This window comes from Vibrio rumoiensis 1S-45 (assembly GCF_000286955.2).
Lineage (GTDB): Bacteria > Pseudomonadota > Gammaproteobacteria > Enterobacterales > Vibrionaceae > Vibrio > Vibrio rumoiensis_A.
Genome location: NZ_AJYK02000096.1, coordinates 1 through 20893, shown reverse-complemented (window position 1 = coordinate 20893; position 20893 = coordinate 1). Strand labels below are relative to the sequence as shown.

The following is a 20893-nucleotide window of genomic DNA, read 5'->3' as shown; positions in this document are numbered from 1 at the left end:
CAGCTTGAAGCTACTTTTCGTTTCGTCTAATGCCGCCAACCTTGGCTAAGGCCGTTGGGTAATTGCGCTGTTTGGCGAGTATATTGGCTTTTTGTAAGATTTGTTGCATACCTAATTGAGAAGATGGCGTTACTTTTTTCTCAGCATGACCTTCAAATTGATCAGGCTGTCCGACGATATACCCCTTTTGACGCATATCGGCTTCAACTTGTCTTGCCGCTTCAATAGCCGAGGACGCTTTCACGATTTCTAACCGAGCATAGTTATCACCGGCAAATGAAACACTGGCGGCACGTAACGTAATATCCGTACCAGGCACCTGTTGAGCACCAAAAAGAGGCCGACCACCAAAAGTTGCAGTGGCAAAACTTGGGATAAACTGAGCCATGTGATCAATAGCTTTCTTGGTGCGTAATATCTGTTGTTGCTCATCCCAACCGTGAATAATTTTATTCACTAAATACATCGGAAGCTTAGGTTGCGAGCTTTCTTCTGTCGACTCTGCGACCCCATCTTCAAAAAGGGTAATATCTTCTGTCATACCGTGTAACTGGAAGAAACCATCAGGATAAGGTGTTAACTGCGCCATGCCCTGCGGGGTGCCTCTTTCTCCATGAAAGATAACTTCTGGCCACATTGCAGAGCCGGCTTGCCAATGCGTCACATAAGCCGCTTTAAACTCAACTAAACGCGAGCGAGGCATTTTCACCCAATCATCCACTACGCCTGTTTTATAACCAGAAGCATTGATCAAATAATCGACTTTTATGGTTTGCTCAGCTTGAGATGTTTGTGTGTCCGTTGGTTTGAAGGCAATTTGCCATTGTTTTCCCTTTGGTTCGACACCCATGACCTGAGTTTGAGTATGCACTTGGCAGTTGGGAAGTTGTTCTAAAGCAAGATTGACGGTCGCCGATAGTCGAAAAACACTTAAACCATATTCTTGAACCAATACCACTGGGTATTTTAATTTATCGAGATCGGTATGTTGGGCAAATGGGATCATCCATTCATCCAAGCTTTGTTCTGTCATCGAATTGAGTTCAGGCGTGTTTTGCTGGGCTAAATTAATTAACTCATCTTTTGAGTAAAGCTTAAAATAATATTGAGGCTCACCTAACACTTGGTTACTTGAATCTTGTGCAACCAGTTGTTGATAGGCTTTTTGGATCACTTGCAAACGCGGCAATAACTCTTCTGGCTGGCCGTTATCTTGCGTCGGCACAGCTATCACTGTTGGCCTTACATTTAAGGTATGTCGATAGAGCTTAACAGTATCAATCGATTCTTTAAGCAATTGGATGCATTGCTGTTCAGAAATTTCACGATATAAATTCCCACCAGCATGCAAATGGCAAATAGGTGGCCCATCAACAAGGCTTTGTCCTTGCTCGAAAATAGAAACGTTTAGGCCTTGTTCGGCGAAATGTAATGCCGCGGTTGAGCCAGCAATCCCGCCACCAATAATACCAATATGAGGAGAAGCCATGAGTAATCGATAATTCCTACAACGATTAATAAGTTTATGTGTATAAAATGCCAGTAAAGACTAGGCGAATATCATCAAACACAATACGTTAATGCCAATACCCTACCATCTAAGTCAGATATTTCGAGAAAAATTTTCAATCTTTTCTTACATGCAAGTTAATTTGTTTTTAAATGTACAAAAAGACAGCAATATCAAAGTTTCATGCGCACTTTTAGTGCAATTATCCACTTCTTATGCTCAAGTTATAAATATCAAAAAAAACGAAAAAATGTCTTGACCGTTTCTATTCAATTTTCAAAAAATGCCTTTATGTGAATAACCTATTTGCTGTAAGCAATCCCTGTCGCGGCCTGCAAGCGAATAGGTCATTTTTCGTCGTTGAGTTATCCCAATATTTATCCACTGTTTTTGTGGATAACTAAACTTTTTATTCAATACCTCACTAAAAAGCCGCTTTGTTAACAGGGATAAGAAGTTGCTTAATTAATGTGCGAAGCACGAGCGCTAAGGTCACAAACGCTAAGAGAGGCAGAATAATCCACAGGCCAATATGCCAACTTGGCTCAAGCTCAAATCCCCACTTCATTAAACTCGCAACACTGGCTTCAGCCCCCACACTTGCTACAATTCCAGCAATAAATGCCATAATTCCATATTCATACCAAACCGTTTTACTAATGCGCTTTTTACTTGCCCCTAAAGTTCGATACAAACGGATCTCTTGTTGGCGCTGTGAAAGGCTTAAACGCAAAAGTGTGAAGATTAATAGCAAGCCAGCAATCACCGCTAATCCAGCAAGCACGGTAATCGACCAAACAATTTGTGTGAGTAACACTTGGATCTTCCCTGCCATGGTTCGAATATCCATCAAACTCACTGTTGGAAAATCACGCGCCATTTTATTTAAGAAAGCATCGGTTTGTTGTTTGTTTGCTTCTGGTGCTTTAAAGCTCACTAACCATGTCCCCGGAATATCTTTTAATACATCCGGTGAGAAGATGAAGTAGAAATTAGGTTTCATTTCGCGCCAATGAACTTTACGTATGGTATTCACTTTGGCTGTGACTGTTTGGCTGCTGATCACAAACGTTAGCGTATCGCCAATTTTAAGCCCTAAATCATTCGCGACATCCGATTCAACGGACACACTACCTACTTCCCCCCAAGTACCCTCTAACAGGTCATTGCGAGCCGGCAGCGTATCTGCCCAAGTAAAGTTTAACTCTCGGCGTAAAGAGTCACTTTTATCTTCACCGTGTGCATAATCTTTCGCTTCAATGCCGTTAATCTCATTTAAACGTCCGCGAATGATTGGGTACGCTTCTGAACGGTTTAAATTGGCATTGTCGATTTCTGTTAAATAGTTGTCTTTTTCATAAGAGGCAATGTTTAGCGCAAACACGTTCGGTGCATCTTCTGGTAAAGTTTGTTGCCAATCACTCAATAAATCACTTCTTACTAACCAAATAATCGCAATCAACATTAAAGACAGCGATAAAGCACCGAACTGAATACCACTGGCAATCGAGGAACGGTTAATTCGGCTCAATGCTAACTTTAAAGCTGGAGATACGGGTAAACTCTGCATGCCACGAACCAACAGTAAGCTGATCGCACCTAAGATGGCGAACAATACAATAATGCTCGCCAGTACAATCCATACGAGTAGGTTATTACCATAAATGGCCATTAATAAGGCAAATGGTAGTAATATTAACAGCCACGCTTTCTTAGGAATGCTCGCTTGATTCGGTTGCATCACCGAAGCAGCAGAGGTATTTAACAAACCAATTAACGGTAAGCCTAAAGCAGGAATACCAATCGCTAAACAGGTTCCTATTGAAAGCAATAATGGCATCACGCCATAGCTTGGCAGTGGATCGGGCAATACATCGGTTAATGGAATGCGTAATACCATTTCCAATAACACACCAATCACCGAACCTAACACTATCCCAATAGTAAATAGGCTACCAATTTGAATGCTGAGCCAACGAATTAACCACGGCTTTTGCGCCCCTAAACTTTTAAGCATGGCAATGGTTTGTCGGCGACTTGCGACATAATGTTGGCACGTTAACACTAAGGTTATCGCTGCCATTACTACAACAATGGCGACGGTTAAAGACAGGTATTGTTTTGTTTTTTCAAACACTTCAGAGGTGCGGCTTTGCGAATCTTCATCGACCCAACGATCACTTGGTGTCAATTCGACCGATTTTTTTAACTGTTCGATTTTATCTTGTGGCGCATTGATAAATAAACGAAAGCTAACGCGACTTCCCACTTGTATTGCACCAGTCTTTTCGACATCACTTTGGTGAATATACACGCTAGGCATTTGTTGGAATGGATTAAACGCTAATCCAGGCTCTTGCAGAACTTCACCAGATACTTTGAAATCAGCGTCACCAATAGTGACATTGTCACCTATTTTAACAACTAATTGCTGCATAACTCTAGGTTCAAGCCATAATTCATTGCCACTTACGTGATGTGAAGTTTGCGATTTATCCGAAAGGATCATATCTCCACGTAATGGGTAAGCACTATCAACCGCTTTTACCGTGACTAATTGCACCCCATTATCACTGAATGCCATGGTCGCAAAACGGGTTAATGTCGAGGTTTCAACATGTTCTGTTTTCGCTGTATTTAATAATGCTTCAGGTAAAGGGTTAGATGAGCGAAAAACTGTATCGGCCGTTAGGGCATTTTTTCCTTGTGTAACCACCACTTGATCCATTCGATCAGCTAACGCAGCCAAGCCAAACACACAGGCAATAATTAAGGTTAAAGCCATGGCAATGGGCCATAACTGACCATGCTTTATTTCACGCCAACTCCAATTCAATAAGGCTTTGTTAGGTAACGCCTTGGGAGTATCATTCATCTTTGCTCCTCCAACTCACCCGCCTGCATGTGCAGTGTACGATCGCAGCGTTTAGCCAAATCATTATCATGCGTGACCAAGACTAAGGTTGTATTGTGAGCTTTATTCAATTCAAATAACTGTTCAATAATTTTAGCCGCAGTAATTTGGTCTAAATTCCCTGTCGGTTCATCAGCAAATAACACTTTAGGCTTGATCATAAAAGCTCTTGCTAAGGCGACTCTTTGTTGTTCACCACCAGAAAGTTGACTCGGAGTGTGCGTTAAACGATCTTTTAACCCTACTTCGGTTAATAAATGAGTGGCTCTTTCAATGTCTTCTTTTTCACCTTTCAATAAACAAGGTAGAGTCACATTTTCAAGGGCGGTAAGCGTTGGGATCAAAAGAAAACTTTGGAATACAAATCCTATAGCGTCACTACGAAGTGCAGCACGAGCCTCATCATCCATTTTAGATAATGGCTTACCCAATAAACTGATTTCACCTTTTGTTGGGCTGTCTAACCCTGCCAGTAACGTCATTAAAGTCGACTTCCCCGCACCAGAGGTTCCAACAATAGCAACGCTTTCTCCTTCGTGAATTGCTAGGTTCACACCCTTTAATATGGTTAAATGTTCTTTGTTGGCCAAAACTGATTTGCCGATATCTTCAGCTTGAATAACAATATTGGCTGATACAGAAGGCTCTGTGGGCATAGAACCAAATTCGTCAGCTTGAGTTGCTGTTTTTTCACTAATAACTTTTTCTGTAGGTGATTGTGACATGATGAGATCTTTATCCTTAATTCTAGTGTTATGCTTTTCTTTTATTACGCATGCTGCTGATAACGCTAAGACCACGATTTTAATTCTAGGTGACAGCCTTAGTGCCGGTTATCAAATGCCTATTGAGCAAAGTTGGCCTTCTTTATTGCCAGACCAGTTAAAACAAAAAGGAATTAACGCAACAATCATAAACGGTAGCATTTCTGGTGATACATCTGGTAATGGCTTACAGCGCCTACCCGCACTACTTAAACAGCACAACCCTGATTGGGTCATTGTAGAACTCGGCGCAAATGATGGTCTTCGTGGTTTTCCACCTGCCACCATCAAGCAAAATTTAGACCAAATCATTTCACTGGCCAAAGCTAAAAATAGCCATGTCGCGTTAATGCAAATTATGGTGCCACCTAATTATGGTAAACGCTATACACAAGCTTTTGCCAATTTATACCCAGAGGTTGCTAAACAGCAAGACATTCCTCTTCTGCCATTTTTCCTTAAAGATGTCATCGTTAAACCTGAATGGATGAAACAAGATGGCCTTCACCCTAAAGCGGAAGCTCAACCTTGGATCGCAGAGTACATGGCGTCTCAGATTCAATCCATCTTATAAATACTTCTTTCCATACAATTTCACGCGCTGAATAAATCATACAAAAACGGTCCAAATTACGGATCGTTTTTTCTTATTTATTACCTTTCATTCATGATCTGAAACAAATTTTCTTCACATAATTTGTAAATTTGACCTTAATACCCTGTTTGCTCAATATTTTTCTTACCACTTATTTCTATCCTGTGAAGATTATTCCTTATCACGATAGGCAGGATATCGCATGGTTATTGAACCAATCATCAAAGGCGTCGTTGCACGAAGCGCTCACCCATATGGATGTCAGGCATTAGTACAACAACACATTCAATTTGTAAAAAATGCTGAACAAATCAAAAATGGCCCTAAGCGCGTTCTAATTCTAGGTGCATCTTCAGGTTTCGGGCTCGCGGCTCGCATTGCTTTAGCCTTCGGAGGAAGTGAAGCCGATACCATTGGTGTTTCATTTGAACGAGGTCCCTCTGAAAAAGGAGTAGGCACTGCAGGTTGGTACAACAATGTCTTCTTTAAACAAGAAGCCGAGAAAGAAGGACGTATTGCAGTCAATATCATTGGTGATGCGTTTGCACAAGAGACTCGCGATCAAGTCATTGAAGCAATTGAAACCTACTTTGAAGGTGAAGTTGATCTGATCATTTACAGTTTAGCGACAGGCATCCGACCGAATCCAAACACTGGTGAAAACTGGGTTTCAAGTATCAAACCTATTGGTAACAGCGTCACTGGAGCAACCGTATTACTGGACAACGATCTATGGGTCGAAACCACCGTTGAAGCAGCCACGGATGATGAAATCGAATCTACGATTAAAGTCATGGGTGGCTCTGATTGGGAGTCATGGGTCGATACTCTCATTAATTCTGAATCTATTGCGCAAGGCTGCCAAACCATTGCATTTTCTTACATTGGATCCGAAGCCAACTATCCGATTTACCGAGATGGCACTTTGGGTTGGGCAAAGGTCGATTTACATCAAGCAAGCCATTCTTTGAACTTAAAGCTAGCGAACTTCAATGGCTCTGCGTATGCAACCGTATGTAAAGCGCTCGTCACCAAAGCCAGTGTTTATATTCCAGCTTTTACGCCGTACATTATTGCGCTCTATCAAGCGATGAAAGAAGAAGGTAATCATGAAGGCTGTATCGAACAAATGCAGCGTTTGTTTTCAAGCAAATTCAATCAAGCACAACCGCCGGTGGATGCAGAACGTTTGATTCGTATGGATGAATGGGAATTAAAACCAAGCGTTCAAGAACGTGTATATGAAATTATGCAAAATATGAATCAAGAAAATTTCAAACAACTCGGCGACTACCAAGGCTATAAGCAAGCATTTATGCAGCTAAACGGTTTTGATATTGAGGGTGTGGATTATCAACAGGATATTGATTTTGAAACACTGACTTCATTAAAACCATAAGTTCACTTAGCTTACTACCCCGCTAGTTGGGGTATGACGTAATTCACCACCTCTCTAACTAGGTGATACAGCTAATGATTAGCGGTATCACCTAATGTTATTAATTAGATGACGAATTATTTTCGTTAGAGAGGTTTTTTCATCAAGATCCTTCCTATTATCTACCTTCAACCAAAAATCAGAATGTATGTACCTCAATAATTTCACGACGTATAAAAAGGCCAGTCAAAACAAGCTGCCTCTTACATTAAATTGAATATAGGTATAAAGACTATCATCGTATTCTATTTGCCTTGCTTAAAGCTTGTTTTATTCTCGCTGAAACTCGCATCTTGAAGTTACTTGGGTATATAATCCCGCTTTAGCCTTCACTCTCACCAAAAGCGATACGAAATTCCTATGGATACGCTGATCTTCAAACTGAAAAACATCGAAAAGCAAAATTATCGTTCTTACCAACAAATTAAAGGTCAGTATGATTTCACCGATTTCGACCTTTTCATCGATTCCGTTCAAGGTGACCCTCATGCGACCGCTTCTCGCTTACGTGCTCGTCGTGCTTGGTCGCTCACTGATCTGCAATGGTTACTTGAAAAATCAGAAGATTATCAACGTGCGGCTCGTGATTATATTGCACGCTATTTTTCTCAATTAGCACAGCCAGAACTTTCAGTAGACATCGCTTTCAATGGTCAAAGTGTTTTAGACCATACTGCCGTTATTTTTGATGAAGAAGGGATCGAACTGCGTTTTCGGGTCAATTTACCTGCAGATGGCCGCCAAATTTTAGGCAAGAAAGCGATTAATATTTTGACCTTCCATTTGCCGAAATTTATTCGACGCGCCACCATCGCCCGTGAGATAGACATAGAAGCCTTAAAACGCCATTGTGAAGTCGTTGAAGATCAAGTAGCACTTCGTAATCAACTTGCTGAAAACAACCTTGTAGCCTTTGTTGCCGATGGTAGCGTATTACCACGAGTAGCCGGTGATTGTGATTTACCAATGAAAAATGCCATCACATTTAACGCACCAGAATCCTTAGCGTATACCTTAAAAACCCCGCACAAAGGTGAAGTTCGTGGGTTGGGGATTCCGAAAGGTATTACCTTAATTGTTGGCGGTGGCTTCCATGGTAAATCAACCTTATTAACCGCTATTGAACGTTCTATTTACGATCACATTCCAACCGATGGCCGTGAATATATTGTCACAGATCCACAAGCAATGAAAATTCGTGCCGAAGATGGTCGTAGTGTCCATCATCTAAACCTATCGAATTACATTAACCATTTACCAATGGGGAAAGATACATACGATTTCTCCACACAAGATGCATCTGGCTCAACATCACAAGCCGCTTGGTTACAAGAATCGCTTGAAGCTGGCGCAACAACTCTGCTTATTGATGAAGATACTTCAGCCACCAATTTCATGATCCGTGATGAGCGCATGCAAGCGTTAGTGAGCAAAGGCGATGAGCCGATTACTCCATTGGTGGATCGTATTGGCCAATTGCGTAATGAACAAGGTGTATCTTCGATTATCGTAATGGGTGGTTCTGGTGATTATTTTGATGTTGCCGATACTGTAATTCAAATGCACGATTATCAAGCCCTCGATGTCACAGCTAAAGCAAAAGAAGTAATCAAACAACATCCAACGCAACGTAATCAAGAAACTGAAACACCGCTGGTTAAGCACCCTGCTCGTTCATTCCATAACTTGTGTTTGCAAAAAATCTTAGCGGAAGGGAAATTTCGAATTCAAGGTAAAGGCACCCACACTCTGCGCTTTGGTAAAGAGCATATTGATGTTTCAGCACTGGAACAAATCGAATCGACCAGTGAACTGAATGCTATTGGTTGGTTATGGTTTCAGTTATCACAACAACCTGGTTGGAGTGATAACCCTTCCTATATTTTTGACAAAGCACTACAACGCGACTGGTATCAAGCTATGCCAAAAAATGGTGACTTAGCCAAACCTCGTACTCTTGATGTAATGGCGGTGTTGAACCGACTTCGTAAAGCTCAATTTAAAATTTAATTTACCAATAGAATGTAAAAAAGCGATCTTAGGATCGCTTTTATTTTAAATACAAACCGCTAAGCTCAAGCAGATTTTCAAGGTTCAAATCGATGAAAAATAATCATTCTTTAAAGTACTTACAAGGCTATCCAGACCATGTTCTATCTCAAGTTCAAAGCTTGATAGAACAAGGCAAGCTCGCGGCATGGGTCAATAATAAATACCCAACCATGCATAATTTGACCACTGAAAAAGCGCTTTACGATTACACCATGGCGATAAAGAATCGTTATTTGAAAAAGTCGTCACCATTATCCAAAGTGATTTATGACCCGAAAATTCACATCGTCAATCATGCTTTAGGCTTACACACCTTCGTTTCTCGTAACCATGGTGGTAAATTAAAGGCCAAGAATGAAATTCGCATTGCTTCGATCTTTAAAGATGCCCCAGAATCATTATTACGCATGTTAGTGGTACATGAATTAGCACACATTAAAGAAAAAGAGCACAACAAAGCCTTTTATGCCCTATGTTGCCACATGGAACCGGATTATCATCAGTTAGAGTTTGATGCGAGATTATTCCTCACTTATAAAGAGTTAGCTCAAGCCAACCAGTAACATTTAAAAACCCGACCCCATATTGAAATAAAATGCCGTATCTTCATCGCTAAATGCAAGATCAACTCCAGTATGAAGACCAAATCGGCGAGCGATCATATAACGAAAGCCAACACCATAAGCTATTTCTGTCTCTTGATATAAATCTTGTGCATCGTCGGTTGCAGAACCTGCCCCGACAAAACCTTGTAAAGACCAGCGAGGGGTGACTTGCCACATTAATTGGCCTTGTGTTGTTAAAATATAATCTCCTTGATAACGGTAACGAGCAATACCACGCATCTCTATATAAGGGCGAGCAAGTGGTGGTAAGGTTTCATCTTCTCCCGTTAGTGATTGATAACTAGCTGCGACCCCTAATGTCCATGTATCGGCAAGTGGGAAGTAATACTCCCCATCGACTTCAGCAGTATTAAATTCATAATCACTACCAAAAGCGCTGCGGTAAAATAAATACTCAATCTTGGCTGTTCCACCTTCTTTAGGATAAAACAAGTTATCTCTGGAATCGTATTGCGCAATAAAGCCTAATGCAGAAGAGGTACTTTTATCCCCTAATAAAGTTTGAATAACATTATCGACCACGGGCTCTTTGGCACCAATTTCAGTTCGAAACCACAACTGAGAAATACCAAGGTATAAATGAGTATCTGCTACTTTAAATTGCAATTTCTGTAAGCCACCATATCCTTTTGTTTGGCTTTCAAATTCTAAATCAGAAGAAAACTGGTCAACACCTTTATAAATATCGATATTGATGTTGGCATAGCCCAGTGCGCCAAGGTAACGAATACGGTCATTTAACCAAGTATGTCGATGGCCTACGCCTGCAAACCAAGTACCATTTTCTGTTGCCGCACCGCCTGCAATTGTAAAGTTTGGCGGGATCAATTTCGCACCACCATCAACCGATTCCAATGCAAGCTTTTTCCTTTTTTCCTTCGCTTCTTTCGATTCATGGATAAACATCCCCATAAATCCCCCACCATATCCAATAGCTGGTTCTGTTAAAATGATCGGAATCGGTAAAAAAGCGTAAGGATTTTCTGCAATCATCTCTCCCATATCCAACTTTCCATCGATAGGATCGGTAAAGGAAGCTGCCATTAAACTTGGGGAGCAAATTAATGAAGAAATAAAGAGGGTTTTAGAAAATATTGTCACACTCAGTTCCTTTGAGTTGGCTCACTATTTAAATTCTTTAAAGCGTAAACCATTACTGCACAGAATATAAAATTTAATTTAAAATCATTTGATTACACATTTCATCATCACCTTGCACATAACTTCCAAGGTGAACGCTACATTGATTATGCAGCGCTAGCGTAACAACTTGATTTAAATCGGTAGGAAATGTACGCATTTCATTTAACTGCTTAATCGGGATCCATTTCACTTCTTGTATAAATTGAGCATCATTCAGCCCTTCTAAATTATTAATATGTGGCTCACCAGAAAAATCAGTGATCTTGTAGAAGAATTCCGCATGGTAAATATTACGGCTGGTTTCTAAGAACTCTCTAACGCACAATAATTCACCCACTTCGACATCGATGCCAGCTTCTTCATAACACTCTCGCTTTAGACATCCTTGGGTGTGAATATCCGTTTCCTCAAGGCCACCCCCCGGTGGTATCCAATATTCACCACTAAAATCATTAACTCTCAATAAAAGCACCGCATTTTTTTTAACTGCGATCCCAGCGGCTCGAATTCGATGCTGTTGCCTTGAATGGTTCACCTTAGTCTGTTCCATAACTTTTCCTTTCAATCTGGCTTCGAGAATCCATAGCCGCTTTTATGAGTTGCATATGAATCGGCACTAAATCACGATGTTCAGTGCGATAGCCACCACCAATGACACAAGCAATCGGTAAGCTCTGTCTTTTGGCTAATTCAAACATAAATCTATCGCGCTCATAAATACCGTCCGTCGATACCTGAAAATACCCCAGTTCGTCGTCAATATGAATATCCACGCCAGCATCATAAAGTATCAAGTCTGGTTGGTGCAGATTAATCGCCATTTCAACAATTGAAGTAAAGTTATCAAGAAACTCAGCATCGTTGGTATCTCTTGGCATGGCGATATCCATTGTAGAATTCGGCTTTCTTGCCGGGAAATTCTTCTCACAATGAAACGATAATGTGACAATGTCACTTTCATTTTCTGTTAATGTCGCACTGCCATCACCATGATGCACATCGCTATCCACGATGAGAACTTTATCTATATTATCAATATTTAATGCGTACTTCGCCGCTAAAACCAAATCATTGAATAAACAAAATCCACTGCCAAAATCGGCATGAGCATGGTGATACCCACCACTTAAATGAATCGCTAAGCCGCACTCCACTGCCATCTCTACGGTTTTGCAAGTGCCACCTGACGACATCAAGGTTCGCTCCATTAATGCCTCACTCCAGGGGAAACCAATACGTCGCATTTTAGCCGCGGGCAAATTGCCTTGTATTAAAGCATCCACGTAATCCGAATCATGCACCGCTTTAACTTGCTCAATAACAATCGCACTAGGCTTAATAAATTTCAATTGTTCTTGCCAAGTTTCATTCACTTGAATAGCCGAAACAATCTCTTGGTACAAAAGTCGATATTTGTTGATTGGATAACGATGTTTAGCTGGTAATTCCAAAGCAGAGTAAATGGGATGATAAATAAGTGGGATCATAATACGGGTTGGTACTCTTAACATTTAAAGCACAGGCATGGCTTATCGAGATAGATGGATGCTATCAGCTTAATAATAAAAATACAGCCTCACTCTTGTTTTGTCTTCTTTATCCCTGTGAGTTTGATCACTCACATAACTCCCAATCGAAACGTTTCGATGATCCATTTCACAATTTATTCACTACAAGAATGCATTCTTCATTTTTGTTACTATTATCTATCGAAACGTTTCGATGAAGTCGGATTTATTTCTAATATAGGTTGTACCATTATGAAAAAAAGCCCTTTGCTACATTCTGATCTTTCGTATTTGGTAGCAACATTAGGCCACACTGATGAGATCACTATTTGTGATGCAGGTTTGCCTGTCCCCTCTTTAGTTAAACGGATTGATCTTGCACTTACCCACGGTGTACCAAGCTTTATACAAACCGTTGACGTGTTACTGAAAGAATCTCAAATTGAAGGCGTCATCATTGCCAATGAGTTTGAACAAGTCAGCCCGGTACATCATCAAGCATTACTTGAATGTTTAAAATCGGAAGAATTGCAAACAGGTAAAACCTTATCTATTACTTATCTTTCACACGAAGACTTCAAATTACGAACGCATCAAAGCAAAGCCATCATTCGTACTGGTGAATGTACTCCATATGCCAATGTTATCTTTCAAACCGGCGTGACCTTTTAAAAAGGAAGCTGTTATGACACAAGCCATATTAGAACTTCAGCGCATTGAAAAAGCCTTTCCAGGTGTAAAAGCACTTGATCAAGCCAGTTTAAATGTCTACCCAGGCCGCGTAATGGCATTGATGGGTGAAAATGGCGCCGGTAAATCAACTTTAATGAAAGTGTTAACTGGTATTTATTCTATGGATGCGGGCCAGATTCATTACCAAGGTCAACCTGCTGCATTTAAAGGACCACGTGATTCTCAGCAAGCTGGGATCAGTATTATTCACCAAGAACTTAACCTCATTCCTGAGATTAGTATTGCTGAAAATATCTTTTTAGGCCGCGAAATCACCAATCGATTTGGGCGGATCCTCTGGGATAAAATGCATGAAAAAGCAGATAAATTGCTGGCCCGTTTAAATGTTAAACGACCATCCAATACGCTATTAGGCGAGCTTAGCCTAGGTGAACAGCAAATGGTCGAGATTGCCAAAGCACTCTCTTTTGAATCGAAAGTCATCATCATGGATGAACCAACCGATGCATTAACCGATAAAGAAACCGAATTCTTATTTAAGGTAATCAACGAATTGCGCGACCAAGGTTGTGGCATTGTTTATATCTCACACCGTTTAAAAGAGATCTTTGAAATTTGTGATGATATTACGGTCTTACGTGATGGGAAATTCATTGGTGAATGCACGGTGAAAAGCACTAATGAAGATACCTTAATAGAAATGATGGTTGGCCGAAAGCTGGAAGAACAATACCCAAGAATTGCGGTTCAATCTGGTGATACTCGCCTTGAAGTAAAAAACCTAACCGGAAAAGGTATTCACAGTGTGAGCTTTCATGTAAAGCGCGGTGAAATTGTTGGTGTTTCAGGCTTAATGGGTGCTGGCAGAACAGAACTAATGAAAATGATTTATGGGGCTCTACCTTATCAAAGTGGTGATGTTCTGCTTGAAGGTGAATCCATCCATTCAAAAACGCCTCAAGAAGGCCTTGCCAATGGCATTGCTTATATCTCAGAAGACCGCAAAGGTGACGGCTTAATTTTAGGGTTATCCGTTAAAGATAACATGACCCTATCAGCCCTAAAGCACTTTAGTCAAGGAGCCCAAATTCAACATAAAAGTGAAGTAATGGCGGTGGATGATTTTATCGAATTATTCAATATCAAAACCCCTACCCGCGAACAACTCATTGGCAATTTATCTGGCGGTAACCAACAGAAAGTTGCTATTGCGAAAGGGTTAATGACTCGTCCTAATGTCCTGATTTTAGATGAACCCACTCGTGGGGTTGATGTTGGTGCGAAAAAAGAAATTTATCAGTTGATCAATAAATTTAAAGCTGAAGGCATGAGTATTATTTTGGTGTCTTCTGAAATGCCAGAAGTACTTGGCATGAGCGACCGAATTTTTGTAATGCATGAAGGTAAAATCAGTGGCGAATTTGGTGCCAAACAAGCAAATCAAGAATTACTACTGGCTTGTGCAGTCGGTAAAAATATCAGTAAGGATGTCGCATGAGCAGTAAAACAATCAAGCAACCAGACGCTTCAGAAAACCTTTCACCAGAGAAGAAGTCACCTGAAAATAAGAAGAAACCATTCATAAGTAAAGAATGGCTAATTGAACAAAAATCACTGATTGCCTTAATTTTCTTAATTATGGTGGTGTCTTTTTTAAACCCGAATTTCTTCACTGTAGACAACATACTCAATATATTAAGACAAACCTCCGTCAGCGCCATTATTGCTGTAGGTATGACATTAGTTATCCTAACCGCTGGAATCGACTTAAGTGTCGGCTCTGTCTTGGCTTTATGTGGCGCATTTGCCGCTAGCTTAATTGCCATGGAAGTTCCAGTACTGATTGCCGTACCTACCGCTTTACTTGCTGGTGCCATTTTAGGTGGTATTAGTGGCCTTATTATTGCTAAAGGCAAAGTTCAAGCATTCATTGCAACCCTAGTGACCATGACACTATTACGTGGTGTCACTATGGTTTACACCGATGGTCGCCCTATTTCAACTGGGTTTACTGATGTAGCCGACAACTTTGCATGGTTTGGCACTGGTTACACACTTGGTATTCCAGTTCCAGTTTGGCTTATGGTATTTGTTTTTGCAGCAGTTTGGTACCTGCTAAATCATACGCGTTTTGGACGCTACATTTATGCACTTGGTGGCAATGAATCAGCCACACGTTTATCTGGCATTAATGTCGATAGAGTAAAAATTGGTGTCTATGCAATCTGTGGTCTGTTATCTGCCCTAGCCGGTATTATTGTGACTTCTCGCCTTTCTTCCGCTCAACCAACCGCCGGTATGGGATACGAGCTTGATGCCATTGCTGCAGTTGTCGTGGGCGGAACCAGTTTAATGGGTGGTCGTGGGCGCATCATGGGCACCTTAATCGGTGCGCTGATCATTGGTTTCTTAAACAATGCATTGAACCTATTAGACGTTTCCTCTTATTACCAAATGATCGCCAAAGCGGTCGTGATCTTATTAGCAGTAATGGTCGACAACAAAAATAAGTAATTTAAATAAAGTAATAACTAACAAGGGCCAGTTGATAGGCTCCCCCCTACATTAAAGGAATAACAACATGAAAATGAAAAAACTCACTAATTTACTTTCTGCTGCCATGTTAGCCAGTACGATATCGGTTGCCGCTCAAGCACAAGATACCATGGCGATCGTTGTATCGACCCTTAATAACCCATTCTTTGTGAGCATGAAAGATGGTGCAGAGGACAAAGCAAAAGAGCTTGGTTATAAACTGATTGTTTTAGATTCACAAAATGACCCAAGTAAAGAACTTTCCAATGTAGAAGATTTATCGGTTCGTGGTGTAAAAGCCATTTTGATTAACCCGACTGATTCTGACGCAGTTTCTAATGCAATTCGCATTGCAAACCGTGCCAAGATTCCCGTACTAACTTTAGACCGTGGTGCAAGCCGTGGTGAAGTGGTTAGCCATATCGCGTCTGATAATGTAGCGGGTGGTGAAATGGCGGGTAAATACATCATTGAAAAAGTAGGCGAAAAAGCCAAAGTCATTCAATTAGAAGGTATTGCCGGTACTTCTGCAGCTCGTGAGCGTGGCGAAGGCTTTATGAATGCAGTTAAAGGCTCACACCTTGAGCTTCTTGCTAGCCAACCTGCCGATTTCGACAGAACCAAAGGTTTAAACGTGATGGAAAACCTGCTTGCTGCAAACGGTGACGTACAAGCGGTATTTGCTCAAAATGATGAAATGGCATTAGGTGCGTTACGTGCTGTTCAAGCTTCTGGTAAAGATGTATTGATTGTTGGCTTCGATGGTACTGACGACGGTATTGCAGCTGTTAAACGTGGCATGTTAGGTGCCACCATTGCACAACAACCAGCTTTGATTGGTGCATTAGGAGTAGAAACGGCAGACAAAGTATTGAAAGGTCAAACCGTTGAAAAGAACATCCCGGTACCATTAAAAGTCATCATTAAATAATATTTAGTGATTCGCTAAGTAATATTCACATGGTGAGAGTTCCATTTACTCTCACCATAATTTCCATAATGTATTATCGCTATGTAAATCAACTTATAAATTAATTTGTGGTTTATACAGCAATAATGTCATCACTATTCTGCACTCATCAACTAAGGATTTATCAATGAACAAACTGATGGTTTTAGGCAGTGTCAATGCGGATCATGTGCTGCAAGTCCCCTATTTTCCTCGTCCTGGTGAAACCTTAATGGGGCGAAACTACCAAGTTATTGCAGGTGGTAAAGGTGCAAATCAAGCCGTTGCCGCTGCACGTTTAGGGGCCGATATCGGTTTTATTGCTTGTGTGGGTTCCGATAGCTTTGGCCATAATATCATTAAGCAATTCAAACAAGATGGTATCAATACTGAATATGTCCATATTACCGAGAACACACCGACTGGGATCGCTATGATCCAGGTCTCCGATGATGGCGAAAATAGTATTTGTTTATCCCCGGAAGCCAATAACCACGTAACTGCAGAGTTAGTGTCTCAACACCAACTAGACATTCAAGCATGTGAATATTTACTGCTACAACTTGAAACACCTCTTGCGGGCATTGAAGCTGCCATTCAATTAGCAAAAACAAGCCCAACCGGTCAAAAACACGTTTCAAATAGTAAAGTAATTTTAAATCCGGCTCCTGCTCAAGCTTTACCTGATTCTTTACTTTCACAAGTCGATATCATTACTCCAAATGAAACAGAAGCCGAAGTGCTTACTGGTATTCATGTGATTGATGAAAAAACCGCTCAACTTGCTGCGGATCAATTGCACAGCAAAGGTATTGCCATCGTAATGATCACACTTGGTGCGAAAGGCGTTTGGCTTAGTCAAAACTCACATGGTGAACTTATTCAAGGCTTTAGAGTAAAAGCCGTTGACACCACCGCCGCAGGCGATACATTTAATGGCGCATTAGTCACAGGGTTAATAGAAGGTATGGCAATCAAACAAGCCACTGTTTTTGCTCACGCTGCAGCAGCATTATCGGTCACTCAATTTGGCGCACAAACCTCGATACCAACCAGACAGCAAACCGATGCCTTTTTAGCATCACAAGCCAATTAACCGCACCTAAAAAGGAATAAAGAAACATGGCCACCATGAAAGATGTAGCGCGATTAGCCCAAGTATCAACTTCGACGGTAAGCCATGTTTTTAATCAATCGCGATTCGTTAGCGAAGATATTGAAAAGCGCGTTAAACAAGCCGCCACCGATCTTAACTATGCCCCTTCTGCTCTTGCTCGTAGCTTAAAAATGAAATGCACCAAAACGGTAGGAATGTTAGTAACAACCTCCACCAATCCTTTTTTTGGTGAAGTACTAAAAGGGGTTGAACGTCGTTGCTATGAAAAAGGTTATAACCTCATTTTATGTAATACCGAAGGCGACAGTGAGCGTATGAAAGCTTCTATTGATACGCTTTTACAAAAACGAGTGGATGGCCTAATGCTGATGTGTTCCACGTTAGAAGGCGAGAAAATTGAGATTTTTGAACGTTATCCAGAATTACCGGTTGTAGTAATGGATTGGGGGCCAATGGCGTATGCCAGTGATAAAATTCAAGATAACTCATACAAAGGTGGTTATCTCGCAACTCAATATTTAATTGATAATGGCCATACCAATATTGGCTGTATCACAGGCCCACTCCACCGAAATCAAGCCTCATCTCGTTTTAATGGATTTATACAGGCACTACAAGATGCCAAGATCGATGTAAATAATGATTGGATCATTGAAGGTAACTTTGAGTGTGATGGGGGTTATGACGCTTATCAAACGTTAAAAACCAATGGTACGCTACCTACGGCACTCTTTGTTTGCAACGATATGATGGCAATGGGGTTAATTAATGCTGCGACAGAAGATGGCTTAACAATCCCAAGTGATCTTTCGGTTATTGGTTACGATGACATTCATTTAGCGAAATATATCACCCCTTCCCTAACCACCATCCACCAACCGAAGCATCAACTCGGCAAAACAGCTGTCGATACACTACTCGCTCGCCTTGAAAAGCCACAAGCACCGCAACAAGTGATCCAACTTGAGCCCACATTAGTGATACGCCATTCAGTGATTGCTCAAGGCTGAGTTTATCTTTGATGCCTCCTGACATTAGAAATGATTTTCCATCAACGCTTTAATCGGTTCAATGAAATCAGCTTTGGCTAACTCAGCGTATTTACTGCCAATGCAGCACTGAAGCGAAGTTTAAATTTCAAAGATCAACTTGTAGCTCACGGCCTACGATCCATTGCTGCAACAGCGTTACATGAACAAGGATTTGATTCGCTTCAGATAAAAGCTTATTTGTCTCACTTAGATCAAAATGAAACAAGAGCAAGTTATTTACGGACAGATTTTTTGAACAAAGGAAAGAATTAATGCTGGTGGAGTGATTACATCACAAAAGTTACAGGGTAACCAACCATTGTAGTAGGATTAAATAAGAAGCTTTTCAATATAAAGATCTTAAAGGTCACAAATTCCGATGTTAAGAAGGATCCCACTCTATACTTGCAGCGCATTAAACTTTTCTACCATATCTTTATCAATCTCCTTGATTAGATTTGGTGATAGGCCTAGATGTTTAGCTTCATGACTAAACAAGCGTGTTGTTTCGAATATTTCTTCAGCCATCACCATAATCTCTTTCTTCGAAGACAACCCAGATTGAGCAGCTAACTGGTCTAGCACATTCTTTGGGGTTCGACCATATCCACCAAATGCCGTCATATGCTCTTTGTAGGGGCTTGGACTGTAAACAATGTCGTAAAAAGGTGATAGTGACCAGTTATCAGTATCACTAGCAAGGAAGCTGAAGTTCTTACTGTGATCATCTTGGTTGACCGTCAGGTAGTTAAATATGCAGCGCTTAATGAGCTTCTGTGACTCAGTGACACTACACATGATACGCGTAGCTTTAATTAAATCCACATAGTCCAAAGAAGGCTCTCGAAAAGGTGCATCTAATAGCCCACACGCAGAAATCATATGAATTCGACCGCCTTGCTCAGTGCAATCAAATCGTTCCTGCTCTAGCCAAAATCGTCCATTACCCGCATCAATTAAATCAAAGTTAGAAACCTCAATACCGACATTACGTGCCATTTTCATGTAACAATATTCGACTAATGACTCTGAGTGCTTCAAGTCAAACTTTTCAGATGTCAGCTTTACGATAAGCTTGGTTCCTTGTGCCTCATTTAATGTGGAATATTGCCCATTTGATAAACGCGTTACGTTCATTTTCGGCCTTGCACCACCCGATCCCCCTGTATTCATCAAATGCTCAAGCAAAGCAGACTCGGTGCCTTCAAACTCTTCAATTGCAGCTCGGCCAAGGGTAATGATATCAATCGACTCTTTGGACTCATCAAGTAAATTTAATTCAGGCTCGTAACTCAACGCCCCCATACATCTGTCACCTAGATAAGCTAAGCGCTCTAAGGCAGTGACTTCCTTAGGATTATGGCCATTCTGTCTAAATACACGATCCATAAGATAAAGGCCCCAACCATCAGGAAGACTGTCTCCAAAAACGCCATGAATACCGTAATGCGGTTCTTTAGGGGCAACTTGCAGACTTGTATCCGCCTCTAAATTGAACGGAGCCAGAGAACTTGAATGAGTACCTAAATAAGCCTCATCAAATTGAAAAAAGCTTTGCTTACTATTTTCAACGAGCTTGCCGACAAGTACCTTTTCACCAGTACTAAGCGTTCGTTTTACGGTCAAGGCTGATTTAAGCATGTTTGAGCACATCCTCTATTGATTTAAATTCAGGCTCAGACGGCTTTGTCAGCTCTTTGACTTTTTTCAAGTCACCGACTGTCTCATAAAGCATGAGGAATTGACGTAATGAAATATTGCCAGTTGACTCAAACTTTCGGATCGTCGCATAAGGCACGCCAGAGAGATCAGCCAGCTTCTGAACACTGAGTTTATCTTTTTTCCGAGCGGATTTAATAAACTCTTTGAGCTCCATTTGCAGATCATAAGCGGTATAAAGAGATAACATAGATGCCTCAAAAGTTGCTACTACTGTAACGATAATAGCACAAAAATCGAAATTAATGTCACTATTGTAGCAAAAAATGAGTAATTGTAGTCATTGATTTATTAAAACA

General features: G+C 40.9%; 19 protein-coding genes. 11 read left to right on the top strand and 8 right to left on the bottom strand.

Annotated elements, in window-relative coordinates; translation table 11 throughout:
• Positions 1 to 10: 10 nt before the first annotated feature.
• The 3 genes from A1QC_RS13455 to A1QC_RS13445 all read right to left on the bottom strand — a co-directional run bounded on the left by A1QC_RS13455 (position 11) and on the right by A1QC_RS13445 (position 5080).
• Positions 11 to 1489, bottom strand: coding sequence for an NAD(P)-binding protein (locus A1QC_RS13455; RefSeq protein WP_017025284.1), 1479 nt, complete (start codon positions 1487 to 1489; stop codon positions 11 to 13).
• Positions 1490 to 1934: 445 nt separating this feature from the next.
• Complete coding sequence (locus A1QC_RS13450) at positions 1935 to 4385, bottom strand: ABC transporter permease (protein ID WP_017025283.1); 2451 nt, start codon at positions 4383 to 4385, stop codon at positions 1935 to 1937.
• Positions 4382 to 5080: an ABC transporter ATP-binding protein gene (locus A1QC_RS13445; RefSeq protein WP_026025840.1), complete on the bottom strand. Its 699-nt coding sequence runs from the start codon at positions 5078 to 5080 to the stop codon at positions 4382 to 4384. The genes A1QC_RS13450 and A1QC_RS13445 overlap by 4 nt, the downstream gene beginning before the upstream one ends.
• Positions 5081 to 5147: 67 nt before the next feature.
• On the opposite strand from A1QC_RS13445, the gene tesA reads away from it, so the two are divergent.
• The 4 genes from tesA to A1QC_RS13425 all read left to right on the top strand — a co-directional run bounded on the left by tesA (position 5148) and on the right by A1QC_RS13425 (position 9836).
• Positions 5148 to 5762 (top strand): multifunctional acyl-CoA thioesterase I/protease I/lysophospholipase L1, encoded by a 615-nt coding sequence (gene tesA / locus A1QC_RS13440; protein WP_017025281.1) that lies wholly within the window; start codon positions 5148 to 5150, stop codon positions 5760 to 5762.
• Positions 5763 to 5985: 223 nt separating this feature from the next.
• Positions 5986 to 7182 carry an enoyl-ACP reductase FabV gene (gene fabV, locus A1QC_RS13435; RefSeq protein WP_017025279.1) on the top strand — a complete coding sequence of 399 codons (1197 nt, stop codon included), beginning with the start codon at positions 5986 to 5988 and terminating at the stop codon, positions 7180 to 7182.
• 399 nt (positions 7183 to 7581) lie between these two features.
• Positions 7582 to 9231: an ABC-ATPase domain-containing protein gene (locus A1QC_RS13430; protein WP_017025278.1), complete on the top strand. Its 1650-nt coding sequence runs from the start codon at positions 7582 to 7584 to the stop codon at positions 9229 to 9231.
• A gap of 92 nt (positions 9232 to 9323) precedes the next feature.
• Positions 9324 to 9836 carry a M48 metallopeptidase family protein gene (locus A1QC_RS13425; RefSeq protein WP_017025277.1) on the top strand — a complete coding sequence of 171 codons (513 nt, stop codon included), beginning with the start codon at positions 9324 to 9326 and terminating at the stop codon, positions 9834 to 9836.
• Between the two features lie 3 nt (positions 9837 to 9839).
• On the opposite strand, the gene A1QC_RS13420 is transcribed toward A1QC_RS13425, so the two are convergent.
• From A1QC_RS13420 to A1QC_RS13410, 3 genes are all read right to left on the bottom strand, one after another.
• Positions 9840 to 11000, bottom strand: a complete 1161-nt coding sequence (locus A1QC_RS13420; RefSeq protein ID WP_017025276.1) for a BamA/TamA family outer membrane protein — start codon at positions 10998 to 11000, stop codon at positions 9840 to 9842.
• 73 nt (positions 11001 to 11073) lie between these two features.
• On the bottom strand, positions 11074 to 11592 hold the full coding sequence (locus tag A1QC_RS13415) for an NUDIX domain-containing protein (protein ID WP_017025275.1): 519 nt from the start codon (positions 11590 to 11592) through the stop codon (positions 11074 to 11076).
• Positions 11579 to 12529 (bottom strand): histone deacetylase family protein, encoded by a 951-nt coding sequence (locus A1QC_RS13410; RefSeq protein ID WP_017025274.1) that lies wholly within the window; start codon positions 12527 to 12529, stop codon positions 11579 to 11581. The genes A1QC_RS13415 and A1QC_RS13410 overlap by 14 nt, the downstream gene beginning before the upstream one ends.
• Before the next feature lie 273 nt (positions 12530 to 12802).
• Here A1QC_RS13410 and rbsD point away from each other — a divergent pair, with 273 nt between their 5' ends.
• From rbsD to A1QC_RS15785, 7 genes are all read left to right on the top strand, one after another.
• Positions 12803 to 13222 (top strand): D-ribose pyranase, encoded by a 420-nt coding sequence (gene rbsD / locus A1QC_RS13405; protein WP_017025273.1) that lies wholly within the window; start codon positions 12803 to 12805, stop codon positions 13220 to 13222.
• 13 nt (positions 13223 to 13235) lie between these two features.
• The gene (gene rbsA, locus A1QC_RS13400; RefSeq protein WP_017025272.1) at positions 13236 to 14741 is read left to right on the top strand and encodes a ribose ABC transporter ATP-binding protein RbsA; all 1506 of its coding nucleotides are present in this window, start codon (positions 13236 to 13238) and stop codon (positions 14739 to 14741) included.
• Positions 14738 to 15757 (top strand): ribose ABC transporter permease, encoded by a 1020-nt coding sequence (gene rbsC, locus A1QC_RS13395; RefSeq protein ID WP_017025271.1) that lies wholly within the window; start codon positions 14738 to 14740, stop codon positions 15755 to 15757. The genes rbsA and rbsC overlap by 4 nt, the downstream gene beginning before the upstream one ends.
• 73 nt (positions 15758 to 15830) lie before the next feature.
• The gene (gene rbsB / locus A1QC_RS13390; RefSeq protein ID WP_026025838.1) at positions 15831 to 16709 is read left to right on the top strand and encodes a ribose ABC transporter substrate-binding protein RbsB; all 879 of its coding nucleotides are present in this window, start codon (positions 15831 to 15833) and stop codon (positions 16707 to 16709) included.
• A gap of 166 nt (positions 16710 to 16875) precedes the next feature.
• Positions 16876 to 17823: a ribokinase gene (gene rbsK / locus A1QC_RS13385; protein WP_017025269.1), complete on the top strand. Its 948-nt coding sequence runs from the start codon at positions 16876 to 16878 to the stop codon at positions 17821 to 17823.
• 26 nt (positions 17824 to 17849) lie between these two features.
• Entirely contained in the window at positions 17850 to 18854 is a 1005-nt protein-coding gene (locus A1QC_RS13380) for a substrate-binding domain-containing protein (protein WP_017025268.1), read from the top strand.
• Positions 18855 to 18962: 108 nt separating this feature from the next.
• On the top strand, positions 18963 to 19148 hold the full coding sequence (locus tag A1QC_RS15785) for a tyrosine-type recombinase/integrase (RefSeq protein ID WP_141706021.1): 186 nt from the start codon (positions 18963 to 18965) through the stop codon (positions 19146 to 19148).
• A 126-nt stretch (positions 19149 to 19274) separates the two neighbouring features.
• Here A1QC_RS15785 and A1QC_RS13375 read toward each other — a convergent pair whose 3' ends face one another.
• Positions 19275 to 20516, bottom strand: a complete 1242-nt coding sequence (locus A1QC_RS13375; RefSeq protein ID WP_017025267.1) for a type II toxin-antitoxin system HipA family toxin — start codon at positions 20514 to 20516, stop codon at positions 19275 to 19277.
• Positions 20509 to 20784, bottom strand: a complete 276-nt coding sequence (locus A1QC_RS13370; protein ID WP_017025266.1) for a helix-turn-helix domain-containing protein — start codon at positions 20782 to 20784, stop codon at positions 20509 to 20511. The genes A1QC_RS13375 and A1QC_RS13370 overlap by 8 nt, the downstream gene beginning before the upstream one ends.
• Positions 20785 to 20893: the final 109 nt, after the last annotated feature.